Consider the following 16,616-nt stretch of genomic DNA (forward strand, 5'->3'; position numbering starts at 1 on the left):
CAGATTTAGTCACAAAGTACATGGCAGGTGCAGCTATTTTTGCCCGCCCATTGCGTGCTGTCGGGACTGCATCTCCCTCCCGGCGGTGTTTACGTATCTGTTGAGCATTTCTGGGATCCACCATCACGGAGGTGTGTGCCATGGCAGACGCCGCACTGCGGCTGACCACTCTTGCCGAGGAACTTCTGGGAGCCCCGCTCCCCGTACGTATCCGCGCCTGGGACGGCAGCGAGTCGGGTCCGCCCGGCGCGCCGACCCTCGTCGTCCGGCACCGCCGGGCCCTGCGCCGACTGCTCTGGAAGCCGGGCGAGCTGGGCCTCGCCCGGGCCTGGGTGGCCGGTGAGATCGACGTCGACGGCGATCTGTACGCCGCCCTCGACCGGATCGCCGGGCTTCTCTGGGAGCGCGGCGCCGAGGCCAAGGACGGGGTGCACCCGCTGCGCGACCCGCGGATGCGCGCCGCGGGCAAGCGCCTGCTGGAGATCGCCGGCCCCTGGCCGCCGCCCCCGCCACCGCCCGAGGAGGTACGGCGCAGAAGCGGCGCGCTGCACACCAAGCGCCGGGACAGGGCCGCGATCAGCCACCACTACGACGTGGGCAACGACTTCTACGAGCTGGTCCTCGGACCGTCCATGGTCTACTCCTGCGCCTACTTCGCGCAGCCGGACTCCCCGCTGGAGGAGGCGCAGCGCGACAAGGTCGACCTCGTCTGCCGCAAGCTCGGACTCAAGGAGGGCGAGCGGCTGCTCGACGTCGGCTGCGGCTGGGGATCGATGGCCATCCACGCGGCGCGCGAGTACGGCGCCCAGGTCACCGGCGTCACGCTCTCCCGCGAGCAGGCCGCGTTCGCGCGCAAGCGCATCGCGGGCGAAGGGCTCACCGACCGGATCGAGATCCGGGTGCAGGACTACCGGGACGTCAGGGACGGCCCGTACGACGCCATCTCGTCGATCGGCATGGCCGAGCACGTCGGATCGGTGCGTTTCCGTGAGTACGCCGACGACCTCTACGCCCTACTCAAGCCGGGCGGGCGGCTGCTCAACCATCAGATCGGACGCCGTCCCGAGAAGGACGAATCCACGTACCGGATCGACGACTTCATCGACGCGTACGTCTTCCCCGACGGCGAACTGGCCCCGCTCTCCCGCACCGTGGGCACGCTGGAGGAGGCGGGCTTCGAGGCCAGGGACGTCGAATCCCTGCGCGAGCACTACGCGCTGACGCTCCGTCAGTGGGTGCGGAACCTGGAGCGGCACTGGCCCGAGGCGGTACGGGCCACCTCACCCGGGCGTGCCCGCGTCTGGCGCCTCTACATGGCTGCTTCGGCGCTGTCGTTCGAGCACAACAGGATCGGCGTCAACCAGATCCTGGCGGTGAAGACCGCCGGGTCGGGCGCATCGGGTCTCGCGCTGCGTACCCGCGACTGGCGCTGACACGAGTCAGGGCGGAGTCGAGTCAGGGCGGAGCCGCGGCGGAACGCTCCACGCGCGCCAGGACGGGCCCCAGGGCCGCCGGGCGCGCTTCAGCTGTGCCCGCACGGCGAAGGGCCCCGCACCCAGGGGGGTGCGGGGCCCGTGAGCCAGGTGCGCCGGAGGCGCCCGGACTCACTCCGTCTTGATCGCCGTCAGCATGTTGAGCTTCGCCGCGCTGCGCGCCGGCCAGAGCGCCGCCAGCACACCCACCAGGCCCGCGAGCACCAGGAAGATCCCGATCCGCTCCCACGGCAGGACCAGCGCGTAACCTGGGATCGACGAGCGGATCGTCTCGCCGATCGCCCAGGCCAGGAACGTACCGAGCCCGACACCGATCACCGCGCCGAAGACCGAGATCACCACGGCCTCCAGCCGGATCATGCGCTTGACCCTGCGGCGGTCCAGGCCGATCGCCCGCAGCATGCCGATCTCCTGCTGACGCTCGAAGACGGACATCGCGAGGGTGTTGACGACACCGAGCACCGCGATGATCAGGGCCATGGCCAGCAGTCCGTACATGATGTTCAGCGCGGTGTTGATCATGCCGCCGAACATGTTCCTGATGTCCTGGCGGTCGTTGACGCTGATCGCCGGGTTGTCGCCCAGCGCGTCCACCAGGGCCTGTTCGTTGGCCTCGGTCATGCCGCCGTCCATCGCCACGTACACCTCGGGCGTGTGCGGCCTCGACTCGTGCGGCCCCAGCAGATCCGTGGAGATCAGGACGGGTGAGGTGAACTCGTTCTGCTCGTAGGTCGCGCCGATCTTCAGCCGCGCCTTCTTGTCGTCCTGGTACTCCACCGTGACGGTGTCGCCGGTCTTCCAGCCGCGGGACTTGGCGGTCTTGGAGTCCACCGCGATCGCGTCACCGCTCAGCGTGTCCAGCGAACCGGTCTCCGTCTTCAGGGCGAGGACCTTTGTGATGTCGCCGGGCGTCACACCCGACGCCGCGGTGTCCTTGTCGTCGACCAGCAGGTAGGAGGCACGCTGCGGGGAGACCGCGCTGACGCCCGGCGCCTTCTCCAGCGCCGTGACCGCCGACTCGTCGAGACCGCGTCCGCTGGCCATCGTGACCATGTAGTCGGCCTTGATGTTGTCCGTGGTCATCTTGTCGATGGCCTGGCCGAGCGTGACGCCGACGGTGGTGAGGCCGGTGACCAGGGTGAGGCCGATGGCGAGCGCGGACGCGGTGGCGCCCGTACGGCGCGGGTTACGCACCGAGTTCAGTCCGGCGAGCTTGCCCGCGACGCCGAACAGCCCCTTCAGCAGCGGCTGTACGAGCGCGATGACCGGGCGCGACAGCAGCGGGATCAGCACGATGATGCCGACGAGCGCGAAGAAGGCACCGGCGCCGATGAGCAGCTTGCCGTCCTTCCCGACCCCGGCGCCGGCGATGATGCCCGCCGCGCCGATGAGGGTGAGCACGGCGCCGATGGAGTTGCGCAGGACCAGCGACTTCATGGTGGCCACGGCGTGCACGCTGCTCATGGCGGCGACCGGCGGGATCTTCGCGGCGCGGCGGGACGGCAGCCAGGCGGCGATCAGGGTGATCACCACACCGACACCGAAGGCCGCGGCGACGGCGACCGGGCTGATCACCAGCGGTCCCGCGGGCACCTTCGCGCCGAACGAGCCCATGGCGGAACGCAGTCCGACGGCGAGGCCGATACCGAGGACGAAGCCGATCGCGGAGGCGACGACGCCCACGACCAGCGCCTCGGCCATCACCGAGCGCTTGACCTGGCGGCGCGATGCACCGACGGCGCGCAGCAGCGCCAGCTCCTTGGTGCGCTGGGCGACCAGCATGGTGAAGGTGTTGGAGATCAGGAAGATCCCGACGAAGAGCGCGATGGCCGCGAACGCGAGCAGCATCTGGTTGATGCCGCTGAGCTGGCTCTCGATCTGCTCCGCCTGCTCGTCGGCGAGTTGCGCGCCGGTCTGGGCGTCGGCGTCCTCGGGCAGCAGCGGCTCGACCTTGCCGAGGATCTCCTTGTCGGAGGCGCCGGGCGCCGCGGTGACGGTCGCGTCCCGGAAGAAGCCCGGCTCCAGGTACAGCTTCTGCGCGACGGCGGTCTCGAACAGCACCAGGCTGCCGCCCGCGTTGACGGCGCCGTCCTCGGTGGTGAAGACACCGGAGAGGGTGTACTCCTTCACCGGCCCGCTGGTCGCGACCCGTACGCGGTCGCCGACCTTGTACTCACCCCTGGACGCCGTGGACTTGTCGAGCGCGATCTGGCCGGCCTCGGTGGGGCCCGCGCCGTCCGTGAAGTCGTACGCGGCGTCCTTGCCGTTCCCGGAGGGGAAGAAGTTGGTGCCGGTGTTGGACCAGCCGTTGCCGATGAGCTTGCCGTCCGGGTCGGCCACGCCGGCGAAGCCGTCGACCCGGCCGGTGACGGTCTCCACGCCGTCGATGGCGGCGATCCGGTCGAGGGTCTTCGGGCTGAGTCCGGGCTCCGGCTTCTTCCCGTCGGGTCCGGACTCGCCGGACTCGTAGGTGGAGACGGCGACGGCCACGTCCTTGTAGCTCTTGGCCGACTGTTTGTTGAAGGCGTTGCCGAGGGTGTCGGTGAAGACCAGGGTGCCGGAGACGAAGGCCACGCCGAGCATCACGGCGAGCACGGTCATCAGCAGCCGGGCCTTGTGCGCGAGCACAGTGCGCAGGGCGGTACGGAACATGGTGGGAGTCCAGACGAAGTGGGCAGGGCGAGGGGACGGCGCGACCGGAGGCGTCGTTGGGGACGGACCGGGGCCGGAGGGCGGCGGGGCGGGACGACGTGCCGGGAGGTGCCGGCCGGGCGGGAGAGGAGGGCGTCAGGGGCGCGGGGAGGCGGAGGTCAGCTCCGGCGGCCCTTGGCGTCGAAGGCCTTCATCCGGTCGAGCACACCGTCGGCGGAGGGGTGCAGCATCTCGTCGACGATCCGGCCGTCCGCGAGGAAGATGACCCGGTCGGAGTAGGAGGCGGCCACCGGGTCGTGCGTGACCATGACGACCGTCTGGCCCAGCTCCCGTACGGAGTTGCGCATGAAGCCCAGCACCTCGGCGCCGGCCCGGGAGTCCAGGTTTCCGGTCGGCTCGTCACCGAAGATGATCTCGGGGCGGGAGGCCAGGGCGCGCGCCACGGCCACCCGCTGCTGCTGGCCGCCGGAGAGCGCGGTGGGACGGTGGTGGAGCCGGTCCTTGAGACCGATCATCGAGATCACGTTGTCGAGCCACTGCTTGTCGGGCTTACGGCCCGCGATGTCCATGGGGAGCGTGATGTTCTCCAGGGCCGTCAGCGTCGGCAGCAGGTTGAACGCCTGGAAGATGAAGCCGATCTTGTCGCGGCGGAGCTGGGTGAGCTGCTTGTCCTTGAGGCTGCCCAGCTCGGTGTCGCCGATGCGCACCGAGCCGCTGGTGAAGCTGTCCAGCCCGGCCACGCAGTGCATCAGGGTCGACTTGCCGGACCCGGACGGGCCCATGATCGCGGTGAACTCGCCCTGCCGGAAGTCGACGGTCACCTGGTCGAGGGCGACCACCTGCGTCTCGCCCTGCCCGTAGACCTTGGACAAGCCGGAGGCGTGGGCGGCCACGGCGCTGGCGCGGTGGAGGAGAGGCATGGTCGTCACGGGCGGGGCTCCTAGCGGGGAGTGTCTGGCGGATTGACTTCATCCTCTCCGCCGTGAGGGACCAGGTCGTCACCCCTCATGCCCGTTCCTGGGGCCCTCTCGGGTCGGACCGGAAGGCCGCTCCGTCCTCCTCCGGTATGACGTCGACCCTGACTCAGGTACTCCCGTCACCGTCCGGTCATACCTTCGACGCCTGTGTGCAATCCGTGTGCGGGGAGTGGCGAATAGTAGACAGAGAGCGGCGACTTTCCGTCATATCGCAAGGTCCGTATCAAGACCTTCGTCCTGCTTCCGGCATGTGCCGATGGCGTGTTACCAGGGCTGACACTCCCTCAGGTGCCAATAAAATCAGACAAGATCGGCTGAGTACTCGGCCGTCCGAGGGGTCCTCCCGGATAGGCTCGTGAGCCAACGCGGAGCCGCGTACGCCCGGATGGTGGAATGCAGACACGGCGAGCTTAAACCTCGCTGCCCCAATTGGGGCGTACCGGTTCAAGTCCGGTTCCGGGCACACACTCTGAAAGTGTGCTGACCTGCGAAGATCGATTCACCCCCAGTTTTTTGCCTCTGAGGCACATTATTGCTGAAACGTGCCTGCAGATCACCCCCGGCGGCCAACTTGTGGAAAAAATAGCGTTCTTGACGAATAGTCAGCTCAGAATCGCGGTGAATCCGCAGCTCAGAGCCCATGATCATCTTGTCGAGTGCGCGTCAATCAACAGATTCGGGGTCGCCGGGACGGTGCCGCCGAAGGGTCCCCGCGACGCCGTCGTCGGAGCCCCGGACGGTCGAGGAACCGCCAGCGGGCCGCGGCCCGGGGCGTCCTGGCGGCCCGGGGCCGGAACCTGTCGCGTCACGATCGAGGAAAGATCCTCCCTGGGCACTAGGGTGTTCCTTTTGCTCCCCCATTACTCTTGTGCCAAGGCCGCGCACGGTGGCCGCCATGGAGGAGTGAGATGAGGAGCAGCAACCCGGTCTTCTCGCGACGGGGCTTCAGTCGCGACAACGGCCAAGCGGGCTTCAACGCGGCGCCGCAGGCCGGGGGCCCCGCCGTAGGCACGCAGAACCCGTACGCGACCAACCCGTACGCCGCCAACCCCTACGCCCCGCAGACGGACGGTCAGTACGGCGGCCCCCAGGCCCCCGCCCGCGCCGGGGTCATGACGATCGACGACGTGGTGACGCGCACCGCGTCCACGCTCGGCACGGTCGTCCTCACGGCCGTCCTGGCCTGGGTCCTGCTCCCGGTCGACGAGAGCAACCTCGGCAAGTCGTACGGCATCGCCATCGGCGCGGCCCTCGTGGCCCTGGTGCTCGCGCTGGTCCAGTCGTTCAAGCGCACGCCGGTTCCCGCGCTGATCCTGGGTTACGCCGCGTTCGAGGGCGTCTTCCTCGGCGTGATCAGCAGCACGGTGAGCACGTACCTCTCGCCGGGCGTCGTCGTCCAGGCCGTGATGGGCACGATGGCGGTCTTCGCCGGTGTGCTGTTCGCGTACAAGATGCGCTGGATCCGCGTCACGCGCCGCTTCTACGGCTTCGTGATGGCCGCCGCGATGGGCTTTGTCCTCCTCATGGTCGCCAACCTGCTGTTCAGTGTCTTCGGCGGCGGTGACGGCCTCGGCTTCCGCAGCGGCGGCCTCGGCATTCTCTTCGGTGTCATCGGCATCATCCTCGGCGCGTGCTTCCTGGCGCTCGACTTCAAGCAGGTCGAGGACGGCGTCACGTACGGCGCGCCGCGCGAGGAGTCCTGGATGGCGGCCTTCGGCCTCACCATGACGCTGGTCTGGATCTACCTGGAGATGCTGCGGCTCTTCTCGATCCTGAGCGGCAACGACTAGTAGCGGTCGCAAGGCATGACGAAGGGGTCCATGGGCGAGTGCCCGTGGACCCCTTCGTCATGCCGATGGGTGCCGGCCCCGTGTGGTCGGCCCGGAGGTGTCAGCCCAGACGGCGGGCGGCCCGCCTCAGGTCGTGCTCATGGATGATCGCCTTGGCGTGCCCGTACGCGAGGTCGTGCTCGCCGCGGAGCCAGGCGACCTTCTCGTCGAAGCGCACGAGCGCGGGACCTTCGTCGACCGCGCGGAGCCAGTCGGAGATCTCGCGACCGGTGCACTGCGGGATACGGGACAACAGGTTGCGGTGGGTCTCTTCGGAGAAAACAAGGGACATCGGCGCCTCCGGAGGCAGCTTCGCGCGTACTGGTCCTTCACGCCACGGTGCCTGAGCGTTTGCCCGTTGGCAACAGTTGGGGGGAGGCGCGTAGGGTCGCGGGGTGCTTGATACGACGCGCCTGACAGCCGCCGTGGACCGATTCGCCGACCGGCTGCGGGTAGCCCCGCAGAGCCGGCTTCAGCGCGGTGCCGCAGCCGAAGGGCTGGCTCTGGCCAGGGAATTGTCCGCCACCGCCCAGCGCATCGAGGCCCCGGACGAGCCGCCGAGGATCATGCCGGACGCCGGCGTCTTCGTCGTCGCCGATCAACTCACCGTCGCGGCGGGTGACTTGGCCGAGGCATTGAGAGCGGCCCCGTCCGTGGCGGAACTGGACGAGGCCGTGCGGGCTGTCGAGCGGGCCGTGACTAGAGCGAGGCTATGACCCGGTCGGCGAGGATGTAGATGTGGTCGTCGGCGGGGACGTCCTCGTCCGCCGTACCCGTGTTCTCCGCGCCCGTGCCGTCGCACGCGCCGGCGGGCACGCCGCAGGAGAAGGTGAGGGCGTACGCCCCCGAGATGCCCGAGCCGCCCAGCAGGAACGGCGTACCGCCGTCGCGCAGCGCGCCCGCGAGGCGTTCGGCGGTCTCGCGGTGGCCCGGGGTCATACAGAGCGTCGTACCGTCCGTGAAGACGTACACGTCCAGCGTGCCGAGCGGGCCGGGGCGGACGTCGGCCAGCGCGGTACGGGCGTCGGCCAGTTCTTCGAGCCGGGCGACCGTGCGCTCGTGGTCGGTGACGACCGGCGTACGGACCGGCACGAAGTCCGGGTGCGAGGGGTGCCTGCGGCGGGCGGCGGCCAGCTCCGGGGAGTCCTCGGCGAATTCACCGACCTCGCTGACCTCACTCACCTCGCTCACCTCGCTCAGCGAGGGCAGGCCGTCGAAGTTCCCGTACTCCGCGAGCTCTTCCAGGTCGTCGTACTCACCGAGGTCGGCGGCGTCGGCGCTGTCGGCCGGCTCGCCCAGTTCGGCGCGCTCGCGCAGCTCGGCGAGTTCCGCCAGTTCCGCGAGGTCGTCGTAGTCGTCGTCGGCGGCACGGCGGGCGCGGTCGGCGCGGTCGAGGGCGTCCAGGTCCAGCGCCTCCAGGCCCACGAAGTCGGTCTGGCGCGGCACGTAGAACGGACCGTCGTCGGCGCCGGGACCGGTGAGGCCGCTCAGCAGCGACGGCGAGTCGGACGCGTCGCGGGCCTCCTGCGCGGCCCAGAAGGCACGCGCCTCGGCCAGCTCGCGCTCGCGCTCCTCGGCCAGGGCCTCGGCGACGGCGAGGCGTATGTCCTCGGTGGAGGCGCCGGCGGCCGAAGCCGAGTCCCCGCAGCGTGCCTGCGGTACGGCGGCGCCGGGGCCGCTCCGGCCGGCCAGGGACAGTTCGCCGCGCAGGGCGGTGACCTCTCGGCGCAGCCCGTGTGCGGCGTGCAGGGCGGCGACGCCCACGGCCGTGGCGGCGGCCGTGGTGAGCAGCAGGGCAATAGACATGGCGCTCACTGACTTACTCCCGGTCTTCAATGGTCCCCCGACTTCCTACATCAGCTTGTCGTGGGGGCGCGCACGTCGGCAGTGCATTACGTCATGAATTGGACAGGTCTTTCGACCTTACGATCAGCCCAATTACCGCCGCGACCAGCGTAAATGGGTCTCCCCCAGCAGGTAGGTCACATCCTGGGGGAGATTGAGTCACGACTGGGGCTCGACCGGGTTCGGCTCGGCCGCTCCGGCCCAGGTCAGGCTCCGCCCCGGCTCAGCTCGGCCGTTCCCGGCTCAGCTCAGCCGCTCGTTCTCTTTGGTCGCGTTCGCTTCGCCACCGCTGCGGGCAGGTGCCGCCCTCGTACCTCGGGCCGCCCCTACCCTCCGCTCCGGCTCAGCTCAGCCGCTCGATGACCATCGCCATGCCCTGGCCGCCGCCCACGCACATGGTCTCCAGGCCGAACTGCTTGTCGTGGAACTGGAGCCCGTTGATGAGCGTGCCCGTGATTCTCGCACCCGTCATACCGAAGGGGTGTCCGACGGCGATGGCGCCACCGTTGACGTTCAGCTTGTCCAGGTCCACGCCCAGGGCCCGGTAGGAGGGGATGACCTGGGCCGCGAACGCCTCGTTGATCTCCACCAGGTCGATGTCGCCGATGCCCAGGCCCGCGCGGCCGAGCGCCTGCTTGCTGGCCTCGACCGGACCGTACCCCATGATCTCCGGCGAGAGGGCGGAGACCCCGGTGGAGACGATCCGGGCCAGCGGGGTCAGGCCCAGCTCGCGCGCCTTGGTGTCCGACATGATCACGAGCGCCGCGGCGCCGTCGTTGAGCGGGCAGCAGTTGCCGGCCGTGACCAGTCCGTCCGGGCGGAAGACGGGCTTGAGGCCCTGGGTGCCCTCCAGGGTGATGCCGGCGCGGGGGCCGTCGTCCTTGGCGACCACCGTGCCGTCGGGGGTCGTGACGGGGGTGATCTCGCGCTCCCAGAAGCCGTTCTTGATGGCTTCCTCGGCGAGATTCTGGGACCGCACGCCGAACTCGTCCATCTCCAGGCGCGTGATGCCCTTGAGACGTGCCAGATTCTCGGCGGTCTGGCCCATCGCGATGTACGCGTCGGGGACCAGACCGTCCTCGCGCGGGTCGTGCCAGCCGGCGCCCTCGGAGGCCGCGACGTCGGCGGTACGGGCCTCGGCGTCGGCGAAGACCGGGTTGTGGGTGCCGGGCATGCCGTCGCTGGAGCCGTTGACGGAGCGGGACACCATCTCGACACCAGCCGAGATGAAGACGTCGCCCTCGCCCGCCTTGATGGCGTGCAGCGCCATGCGGGAGGTCTGGAGCGAGGACGAACAGTAGCGGGTGACGGTGCAGCCGGGCAGATGGTCCATCCCCATCTGTACGGCGACGATCCGGCCCAGGTTGTGGCCCTGCTCGCCGCCCGGGAGACCGCAGCCGAGCATCAGGTCGTCGATGTCGCGCGGGTCGAGCTCGGGGATCTTGGCGAGTGCGGCCTGGATGATCGTGGCGGTCAGGTCATCGGGCCGCAGCTCCTTCAGGGAGCCCTTGAAGGCCCGCCCGATGGGGGAGCGGGCGGCAGAGACGATCACGGCTTCGGGCATCACGGCTCCAGTGGCGCGGGTGCGGTACGGCGGAAGTGCCGTCTGGTGAAGTTACCCGCACGTACTGCGCGGGTCACCGGGCTGTACGTGTGACGAGGACCGCAGCGTGGCATGCCGGAAGCTGCTAAGCAAGCGCTCAGAACGGCCGCCTCGGGGGTTCAGGTGCGATGGGCCTGTTCCTTCGGGGAGGGCGGGGGTGCGGCAGGTTCCGTCTGGGTCGGTTCCGGTGCCGGCAGGCGCCTGCGCCTGCGGTGCTTGAGCAGGGCCCACGGCGCCCGCGCGCCCGTGACCTCCGTACCCGCCTCGGCCGCAGCCGCCGACGCCGCCTTCGCCACCGTCAGCATGTCCTCGTCGCGCGCCGAGTCCAGATGGTCCGTCTCCGGCCACAGGCCCAGTACGGCGCAGAGCGTCGGCAGGACGGCCATCGCGGCCGTCGCGTACCCCTCCGCCGACGGGTGGTAGTTGTCGGCTCCGAACATCTCGCGGGGATTCGCCTCGAACTCCGGCCCCAGGAGATCGCCGAGCGAGACCGTACGGCTGCCCTGCTCGACCGCCACGATCGTCTGGGCCGCCGCCAGCTGCCTGCTCACGCGGCGGGCCAGCCAGCGCAGCGGCTGGTACACCGGCTCGATCGTTCCCAGGTCGGGACAGGTGCCGACGACGACCTCCGAGCCCGCCGTCCGCAGCCGTCGTACCGCCGCCGCGAGATAGCGGACCGAGGCGGTGGCCGACATGCGATGAGTGACATCGTTCGCGCCGATTATGATCACGCAGACGTCCGGGGCCGGGAACGCGTCCGAGAGCAGCAGCGTCACCTGCCGTTCCAGATCGTCCGACTGCGCGCCGGGCAGCGCCACGTTCCGCAGGTCCACCGGCCGCTCCGCCACCGCCGCCAGGCCCGACGCGAGCAGCGCCCCCGGTGTCTGGCCCGCCCGCCGCACGCCCTGCCCCGCCGCCGTGGAGTCGCCGAGGATGCCCATCCGCAGCGGGTCGGTGTGCCCGTAGACCAGCCCGTACCAACCGTTGCCCCGGGGCGGGATCGGTGCCCTGCCGCCGCCGACCGACCGCTTCGCCAGCTGGACCTCGGCCAGGACGAGGCCCACTCCGGCCGCTCCGATCAGACCGACGCTCCCACCGCCGTAAGCCGCGCCCGCCGCGATCCGCCGTGCCACTCTCGCTCTCGACACAGTCGGGGTCACCTCCCTGTAGCCGTTCACACGCTGTAGCCATTCACACACCGCAATCAGACCAGCAAGAGGTAATTGCCCCGTAACGGCCGTGGCCCAATCTCTTACGGCTGCGCATACGCTGGCCGGACCATCACGGAGACCCCGGAGACAACGGTGCAATTCCACGACTCGATGATCAGTCTGGTTGGCAATACCCCGCTGCTGAAGCTGGGCAATGTGACCTCGGGCATTCAGGCGACAGTTCTTGCCAAGGTCGAATACTTCAATCCGGGCGGTTCGGTGAAGGACCGTATCGCCCTGCGCATGATCGAGGCCGCGGAGGAGAGCGGCGAACTCCGCCCCGGCGGCACGATCGTCGAACCGACGAGCGGCAACACCGGCGTCGGACTCGCGATCGTGGCCCAGCAGAAGGGCTACCACTGCATTTTCGTCTGCCCCGACAAAGTCTCCACGGACAAGATCAATGTGCTGCGGGCGTACGGCGCGGACGTCGTCGTCTGCCCCACGGCGGTCGACCCCGAGCACCCCGACTCGTACTACAACGTCTCCGACCGGCTGGTGCGCGAGACAGAGGGCGCCTGGAAGCCGGACCAGTACAGCAACCCGAACAATCCGCGCTCGCACTACGAGACCACCGGTCCCGAGCTGTGGGAGCAGACGGACGGGCGGATCACCCACTTCGTCGCCGGCGTCGGCACGGGCGGCACGATCAGCGGCACCGGCCGCTATCTGAAGGAGGTCAGCGACGGGCGAGTCAAGATCGTCGGCGCCGACCCCGAGGGCTCCGTCTACTCGGGCGGCTCGGGCCGCCCGTATCTGGTCGAGGGCGTCGGCGAGGACTTCTGGCCGAGCGCGTACGACCGGACCGTCACGGACGAGATCGTGGCCGTGTCCGACAAGGACTCCTTCCAGATGACCAGGCGCCTCGCCAAGGAGGAGGGCCTGCTGGTCGGCGGATCCTGCGGCATGGCGGTCGTGGCCGCGCTGCGGGTCGCCGAGGGGCTCGGCCCGGACGACGTGGTGGTCGTCCTGCTGCCCGACAGCGGCCGGGGTTATCTCAGCAAGATCTTCAACGACGAGTGGATGAACGACTACGGCTTCCTGGAGCAGGCCGGGGACGCCCCGCGCGTCGGTGACGTCCTGCGGTACAAGGAGGGCGGCGCCCTGCCCTCGCTCGTTCATATGCACCCCGAGGAGACGGTCGGCGAGGCGATCGAGGTCCTGCGCGAGTACGGCGTCTCGCAGATGCCGATCGTGAAGCCCGGCGCCGGGCACCCGGACGTCATGGCGGCCGAGGTCATCGGGTCCGTCGTGGAGCGCGAGCTGCTCGACGCGCTCTTCGGCCGGCGCGCCTCGCTCGGCGACCCTCTGGAGAAGCACATGTCGGGGCCGCTGCCGCAGGTCGGCTCCGGCGAGCCGGTGGCCGACCTGATGACCGCGCTGAGCGGTGCCAACGCGGCCGCCGCCGCGATCGTGCTGGTGGAGGGCAAGCCGACGGGCGTGGTGAGCCGGCAGGACCTGCTCGCGTTCCTCGCGAAGGAAGCCAAGTAGGCCGTCGACCGGGTCTGCCGGGACGGGCCGTGCGGCCCTTCGCGGAAGTGGTACCAGCGCGACATCTACGCGCAGCACGCGCTTAACACGGTCCGGCCACACTGGTTGTTGTCGGCGTCAGTGACCTCCGGAGCGGCTCCCGGACCCACATGGACGCCAGGACACGGTGCCGGTACTGACCCGGCCCGGGTCCCTCGCGGGGACCGCCGTCGTCCCGCCCTCCGGAAACGGGGGTGCGGCGGTTCCCGCGACTTATCCGTACCACCGGGCCTCGCCCCACCCCACCACGTGCCACGTCGGCCGGTCCGCCCGCGGACCGGCCGACGTGCGTGCGTGCGGCGTCAGTCCTCCCAGTCGGACGACTGCTTCGACCCGCGCGAACGCCGGCGCGCCCAGGGCACACCACCGGCCGCCTGCGCCACGTTCACGCCGACGATGCCGAGCCAGGCCACGCAGAGCCCGGCGAAGTCCGCCTGCACCACGCCGATCGCGGAGATCGGGATGGAGAGCACGAGCGAGATGACGCCGAAGCCGTACCGCTCGGCGAACGACTCCTCCGTACTGGGCGGTCGGGCGCCCCGGGCCACGACCATCTGCTGTTCGGCGAGCTGACGCCGGACACGACGGTCGGTCGTGTGGTCGAGGCGCTGATCGAGCTTCTCCAGGAAGGACTCGATGAGCGCGGACTCGTACTCGGGCCCCAGCTCTCTGCGGGCCTGAAGGGTGGCGTCGAGCTCCTTCTTGAGCTCAGGGTCGCGGGCTTCCATGGCGACAACGGTACGAAGGCGGCGCCCCATGGGCAGTGGGGCTATCCCCCCTCTTTACCCCGGGGGCGCCTCAGGGCCCGCTTCCCGCCGGAACGTGTTTGTTGCGCCCCCGCTCGAAATGATCGTTAATCTGCTGACATGAGCAATGGCTCCATCAGGGACGCCCGGCGGTGTGCGCGGAGGTGTCGTTTCCTACGCCACGCGCGCCGGTGATCGGCTGAACGGATTGCCACGTTCCGAAGGGGTGCCCCATATGGCGGACCATGTGCCGTACGAGACGCCGTACGAGCCCCCGTTGCCGTACGAGACGCCGTACGGCCCCGCCCTCGTCGTCCTCGACGGCCAGAGCCTCCCCGTCGCCGACATCGTCCGGCTGGCCGACGGAACCGCCCGCCCCGTCCCCGGCACCGACGCCATGAAACGCGTCGAGCGGTCCTGGCACACCGCGCGCGAACTCGCCGCATCCGGCCGCGTCTACGGCCGCTCCACCGGCGTCGGCGCGAACCGCACCGAGACCGTCCCCTCCGACACCGCCGCCGACCACGGCCTGCGCCTGCTGCGCAGCCACGCGGGCGCGATCGGCCGCCCCCTGCCGGCCCGCGAGGTCCGCGCCATGCTCGCCGTGCGGGCCAACCAGCTCCTCGCCGGCGGCGCCGGACTGCGCACCACCGTCATCACCGCACTCTGCGACGCCCTGACCGCCGGCGCGCACCCCGTCGTCAACGAGTTCGGCTCGGTCGGTACCGGTGACATCGCCGCCCTCTCCCAGCTGGGCCTCGCCCTCGTGGGCGAACACCCCTGGCAGGGCGGCCGGCCGCCCGAGTCCGGGCCCCTCGACAACAACGACGCCCTCGCCCTCATCAGCAGCAACGCCCTGACGCTCGGTCAGGCAGCCCTCGCGCTCGACGAGTTGGGTCGGCTCATCGCGGCCACGGAACTCGTCGCCGCGCTCTCGCTGCTCGCCGTGGACGGCAGTTACGAGGCGTACGCCGAGCCGGTCCACGCCGCGCGCCCGCACCCCGGCTCGTACACCGTTGCCACCCGGATGCGGCACATCCTCGGCGCCCCCGAACGCCCCACCCCGCCGCTCGGCCGCATCCAGGACCCGTACGGCTTCCGCTGCGTCCCCCAGGTCCACGGCCCGGCACGGGACGCCGCCCGCGCGCTGGAGAGCGCGCTCGCCGTCGAGATCAACTCCGCCGCCGAGAACCCGCTGATCTGTCCGGGCACCGATGCCGACCTGGCGCCCGCCGCGTACCACCACGGCGGCTTCTATCTCGCCCAACTGGCCCTGGCGCTCGACCACTTCAGGCTCGCCGTCGTCCAGACCGCGCGGCTGTCCACCTCCCGGCTCTCCGCGCTGAACGAACCGGCCCTCACCCGGCTGCGGCCCTTCCTCGCGGACGCCGAGCCGGCCAGTTCCGGCGTGATGATCCTGGAGTACGCGGCCGGGGCCGCCCTCGGCGACCTGCGCGCCTTCTCCGCCCCGGCCTCGCTCGGCCACGCGGTACTGTCCCGTGGCGTGGAGGAGCAGGCCAGCTTCGCCTCGCTGGCCGCCCGCCAGACACTGCGGGCGTGCGAGCCCTACCGTCTGGTCGTCGGCTGCGAACTCGTCGCCGCCGTAAGGGCGTTGCGCCAACGCGGCCTCAGGCCCGAGGCCGGGCTGCCCGTCGGCAGGGCCTTCGCCCTGGCCGAGTCCGTACTGGACGCGGAGGTCGCCGACCGGCCGTTGACCGATGATGTGACGGGAGCGGCGCGGCTGCTCGACCAACTCGCCGCCACGGCTGACGACATGACACGTACGGGCCCGGTGGGTGGCACCGGCACGGCAGGTACGACGAGGGGGAACGCGTGAGCGACAGTCCGGCCGCCCGGCTCCAGGAGCTCTTCGAGGGCCACCGGCTCACGCCCACCCAGCGGCGTATCGCGCACAGCATGGTGCGCAGGGCCGCCGACGCGCCGTTCCTGTCCAGCGTCGAGCTGGCGGAACTCGCCGGGGTCAGCCAGCCATCGGTGACACGCTTCGCCGTCGCGCTCGGCTTCGACGGCTACCCGGCGCTGCGCAGGCACCTGCGGGACGTCGCGCCCGCGGGCCAGGGCGCGGGCGAGTCCGCGTACAACGAGTACCAGCAGGCCGTGCACGCCGAGTTGGAGAATCTGCGGCAGCTGGCCGACCTGCTCGCCGACCCGGGGCCCGTCGAGCGGGCGGGCCGTGTGCTCGCCGCGTCCACCCCGCTGCTCGTCCTCGGTCTGCGCGCCGCCTCGGCGCAGGCCAAGGGCTTCGCCTACTTCGCCGCCAAGGTCCACCCCGACATCCGGCTCCTCGACGAGGGCGGCACGATGCTCGCCGACCGGGTCGACACGGCGCGCCGCGCGGGCGCGAGCGCCCTGCTCTGCTTCGCGCTGCCGCGCCATCCCAAGGAGGTCGTGGAGGCGCTGGACTACGCGCGCGAGGCCGGGCTGTTCGTGGTCACGGTCGCCGACTCGGCCTTCGCGCCCGTCGCCGCCCACAGCGACCTGCTGATCCCGGCGGCCGTCGGCACGGGCCTCGCCTTCGACACGGCGTGCGCGCCGATGCTCCTGGGCCGGGTGCTGCTGGAGGCGATGTGCGACGACCTGCCGGACGCGCAGGCGCGCCTGGAGGAGTTCGACGGGCGGGCCGCGGCCCGGGGCCTCTTCGTCGAATGAGTTCGCCCGTTCTCAGGAAAAGCTCAGGAAACGCCATTAATCTGCCCGCCAAAACTTATG

The 16,616-nt window shown here is 70.4% G+C and carries 13 protein-coding genes and 1 tRNA gene; 7 read left to right on the plus strand and 7 right to left on the minus strand.

Going from position 1 to position 16,616, the window contains the following annotated elements; genetic code table 11:
• Positions 1–140 precede the first annotated feature (140 nt).
• Positions 141–1,433: a class I SAM-dependent methyltransferase gene (locus ACFWV8_RS01965; RefSeq protein ID WP_384197087.1), complete on the plus strand. Its 1,293-nt coding sequence runs from the start codon at positions 141–143 to the stop codon at positions 1,431–1,433.
• Between the two features lie 171 nt (positions 1,434–1,604).
• Here ACFWV8_RS01965 and ACFWV8_RS01970 read toward each other — a convergent pair whose 3' ends face one another.
• Positions 1,605–4,145: an ABC transporter permease gene (locus ACFWV8_RS01970; RefSeq protein WP_384197089.1), complete on the minus strand. Its 2,541-nt coding sequence runs from the start codon at positions 4,143–4,145 to the stop codon at positions 1,605–1,607.
• A 158-nt stretch (positions 4,146–4,303) separates the two neighbouring features.
• Complete coding sequence (locus tag ACFWV8_RS01975) at positions 4,304–5,065, minus strand: ABC transporter ATP-binding protein (RefSeq protein WP_384197209.1); 762 nt, start codon at positions 5,063–5,065, stop codon at positions 4,304–4,306.
• Between the two features lie 436 nt (positions 5,066–5,501).
• Between ACFWV8_RS01975 and ACFWV8_RS01980 the strand changes: the two genes are divergently transcribed.
• A tRNA-Leu gene (locus ACFWV8_RS01980) sits at positions 5,502–5,585 on the plus strand.
• A 445-nt stretch (positions 5,586–6,030) separates the two neighbouring features.
• On the plus strand, positions 6,031–6,912 hold the full coding sequence (locus ACFWV8_RS01985) for a Bax inhibitor-1/YccA family protein (RefSeq protein WP_384197091.1): 882 nt from the start codon (positions 6,031–6,033) through the stop codon (positions 6,910–6,912).
• A 100-nt stretch (positions 6,913–7,012) separates the two neighbouring features.
• On the opposite strand, the gene ACFWV8_RS01990 is transcribed toward ACFWV8_RS01985, so the two are convergent.
• The gene (locus tag ACFWV8_RS01990; protein WP_189109524.1) at positions 7,013–7,243 is read right to left on the minus strand and encodes a DUF4287 domain-containing protein; all 231 of its coding nucleotides are present in this window, start codon (positions 7,241–7,243) and stop codon (positions 7,013–7,015) included.
• 103 nt (positions 7,244–7,346) lie between these two features.
• Here ACFWV8_RS01990 and ACFWV8_RS01995 point away from each other — a divergent pair, with 103 nt between their 5' ends.
• Complete coding sequence (locus ACFWV8_RS01995; protein WP_384197093.1) at positions 7,347–7,667, plus strand: hypothetical protein; 321 nt, start codon at positions 7,347–7,349, stop codon at positions 7,665–7,667.
• On the opposite strand, the gene ACFWV8_RS02000 is transcribed toward ACFWV8_RS01995, so the two are convergent.
• The 3 genes from ACFWV8_RS02000 to ACFWV8_RS02010 all read right to left on the minus strand — a co-directional run bounded on the left by ACFWV8_RS02000 (position 7,651) and on the right by ACFWV8_RS02010 (position 11,532).
• On the minus strand, positions 7,651–8,757 hold the full coding sequence (locus ACFWV8_RS02000) for a hypothetical protein (RefSeq protein ID WP_384197211.1): 1,107 nt from the start codon (positions 8,755–8,757) through the stop codon (positions 7,651–7,653). The genes ACFWV8_RS01995 and ACFWV8_RS02000 overlap by 17 nt on opposite strands.
• A 382-nt stretch (positions 8,758–9,139) precedes the next feature.
• Positions 9,140–10,360, minus strand: coding sequence for an acetyl-CoA C-acetyltransferase (locus tag ACFWV8_RS02005; RefSeq protein WP_384197095.1), 1,221 nt, complete (start codon positions 10,358–10,360; stop codon positions 9,140–9,142).
• Positions 10,361–10,518: 158 nt separating this feature from the next.
• Positions 10,519–11,532, minus strand: a complete 1,014-nt coding sequence (locus tag ACFWV8_RS02010; RefSeq protein WP_384197212.1) for an SGNH/GDSL hydrolase family protein — start codon at positions 11,530–11,532, stop codon at positions 10,519–10,521.
• A gap of 171 nt (positions 11,533–11,703) precedes the next feature.
• Here ACFWV8_RS02010 and ACFWV8_RS02015 point away from each other — a divergent pair, with 171 nt between their 5' ends.
• Positions 11,704–13,101: a cystathionine beta-synthase gene (locus ACFWV8_RS02015; protein ID WP_384197097.1), complete on the plus strand. Its 1,398-nt coding sequence runs from the start codon at positions 11,704–11,706 to the stop codon at positions 13,099–13,101.
• A gap of 341 nt (positions 13,102–13,442) precedes the next feature.
• Here ACFWV8_RS02015 and ACFWV8_RS02020 read toward each other — a convergent pair whose 3' ends face one another.
• Positions 13,443–13,868 carry a hypothetical protein gene (locus ACFWV8_RS02020; protein WP_329386894.1) on the minus strand — a complete coding sequence of 142 codons (426 nt, stop codon included), beginning with the start codon at positions 13,866–13,868 and terminating at the stop codon, positions 13,443–13,445.
• Between the two features lie 253 nt (positions 13,869–14,121).
• Between ACFWV8_RS02020 and ACFWV8_RS02025 the strand changes: the two genes are divergently transcribed.
• Entirely contained in the window at positions 14,122–15,723 is a 1,602-nt protein-coding gene (locus ACFWV8_RS02025) for an aromatic amino acid ammonia-lyase (protein WP_384197098.1), read from the plus strand.
• A complete protein-coding gene (locus ACFWV8_RS02030) occupies positions 15,720–16,556 on the plus strand; it encodes a MurR/RpiR family transcriptional regulator (protein WP_329386898.1) in 837 nt (278 codons plus the stop codon). Before ACFWV8_RS02025 ends, ACFWV8_RS02030 begins: the two co-directional genes overlap by 4 nt.
• Positions 16,557–16,616: the final 60 nt, after the last annotated feature.

The organism is Streptomyces sp. NPDC058665 (assembly GCF_042714995.1).
In the GTDB taxonomy this organism is placed as follows: Bacteria; Actinomycetota; Actinomycetes; order Streptomycetales; family Streptomycetaceae; genus Streptomyces.

Coding starts and splice junctions, on each gene's coding strand:
- ACFWV8_RS01965 (WP_384197087.1), top strand. CDS start 141: ATGGCAGACGCCGCACTGCGGCTGACCACTCTTGCCGAGGAACTTCTG.
- ACFWV8_RS01970 (WP_384197089.1), bottom strand. CDS start 4,145: ATGTTCCGTACCGCCCTGCGCACTGTGCTCGCGCACAAGGCCCGGCTG.
- ACFWV8_RS01975 (WP_384197209.1), bottom strand. CDS start 5,065: ATGCCTCTCCTCCACCGCGCCAGCGCCGTGGCCGCCCACGCCTCCGGC.
- ACFWV8_RS01985 (WP_384197091.1), top strand. CDS start 6,031: ATGAGGAGCAGCAACCCGGTCTTCTCGCGACGGGGCTTCAGTCGCGAC.
- ACFWV8_RS01990 (WP_189109524.1), bottom strand. CDS start 7,243: ATGTCCCTTGTTTTCTCCGAAGAGACCCACCGCAACCTGTTGTCCCGT.
- ACFWV8_RS02000 (WP_384197211.1), bottom strand. CDS start 8,757: ATGTCTATTGCCCTGCTGCTCACCACGGCCGCCGCCACGGCCGTGGGC.
- ACFWV8_RS02005 (WP_384197095.1), bottom strand. CDS start 10,360: ATGCCCGAAGCCGTGATCGTCTCTGCCGCCCGCTCCCCCATCGGGCGG.
- ACFWV8_RS02020 (WP_329386894.1), bottom strand. CDS start 13,868: ATGGAAGCCCGCGACCCTGAGCTCAAGAAGGAGCTCGACGCCACCCTT.
- ACFWV8_RS02025 (WP_384197098.1), top strand. CDS start 14,122: ATGGCGGACCATGTGCCGTACGAGACGCCGTACGAGCCCCCGTTGCCG.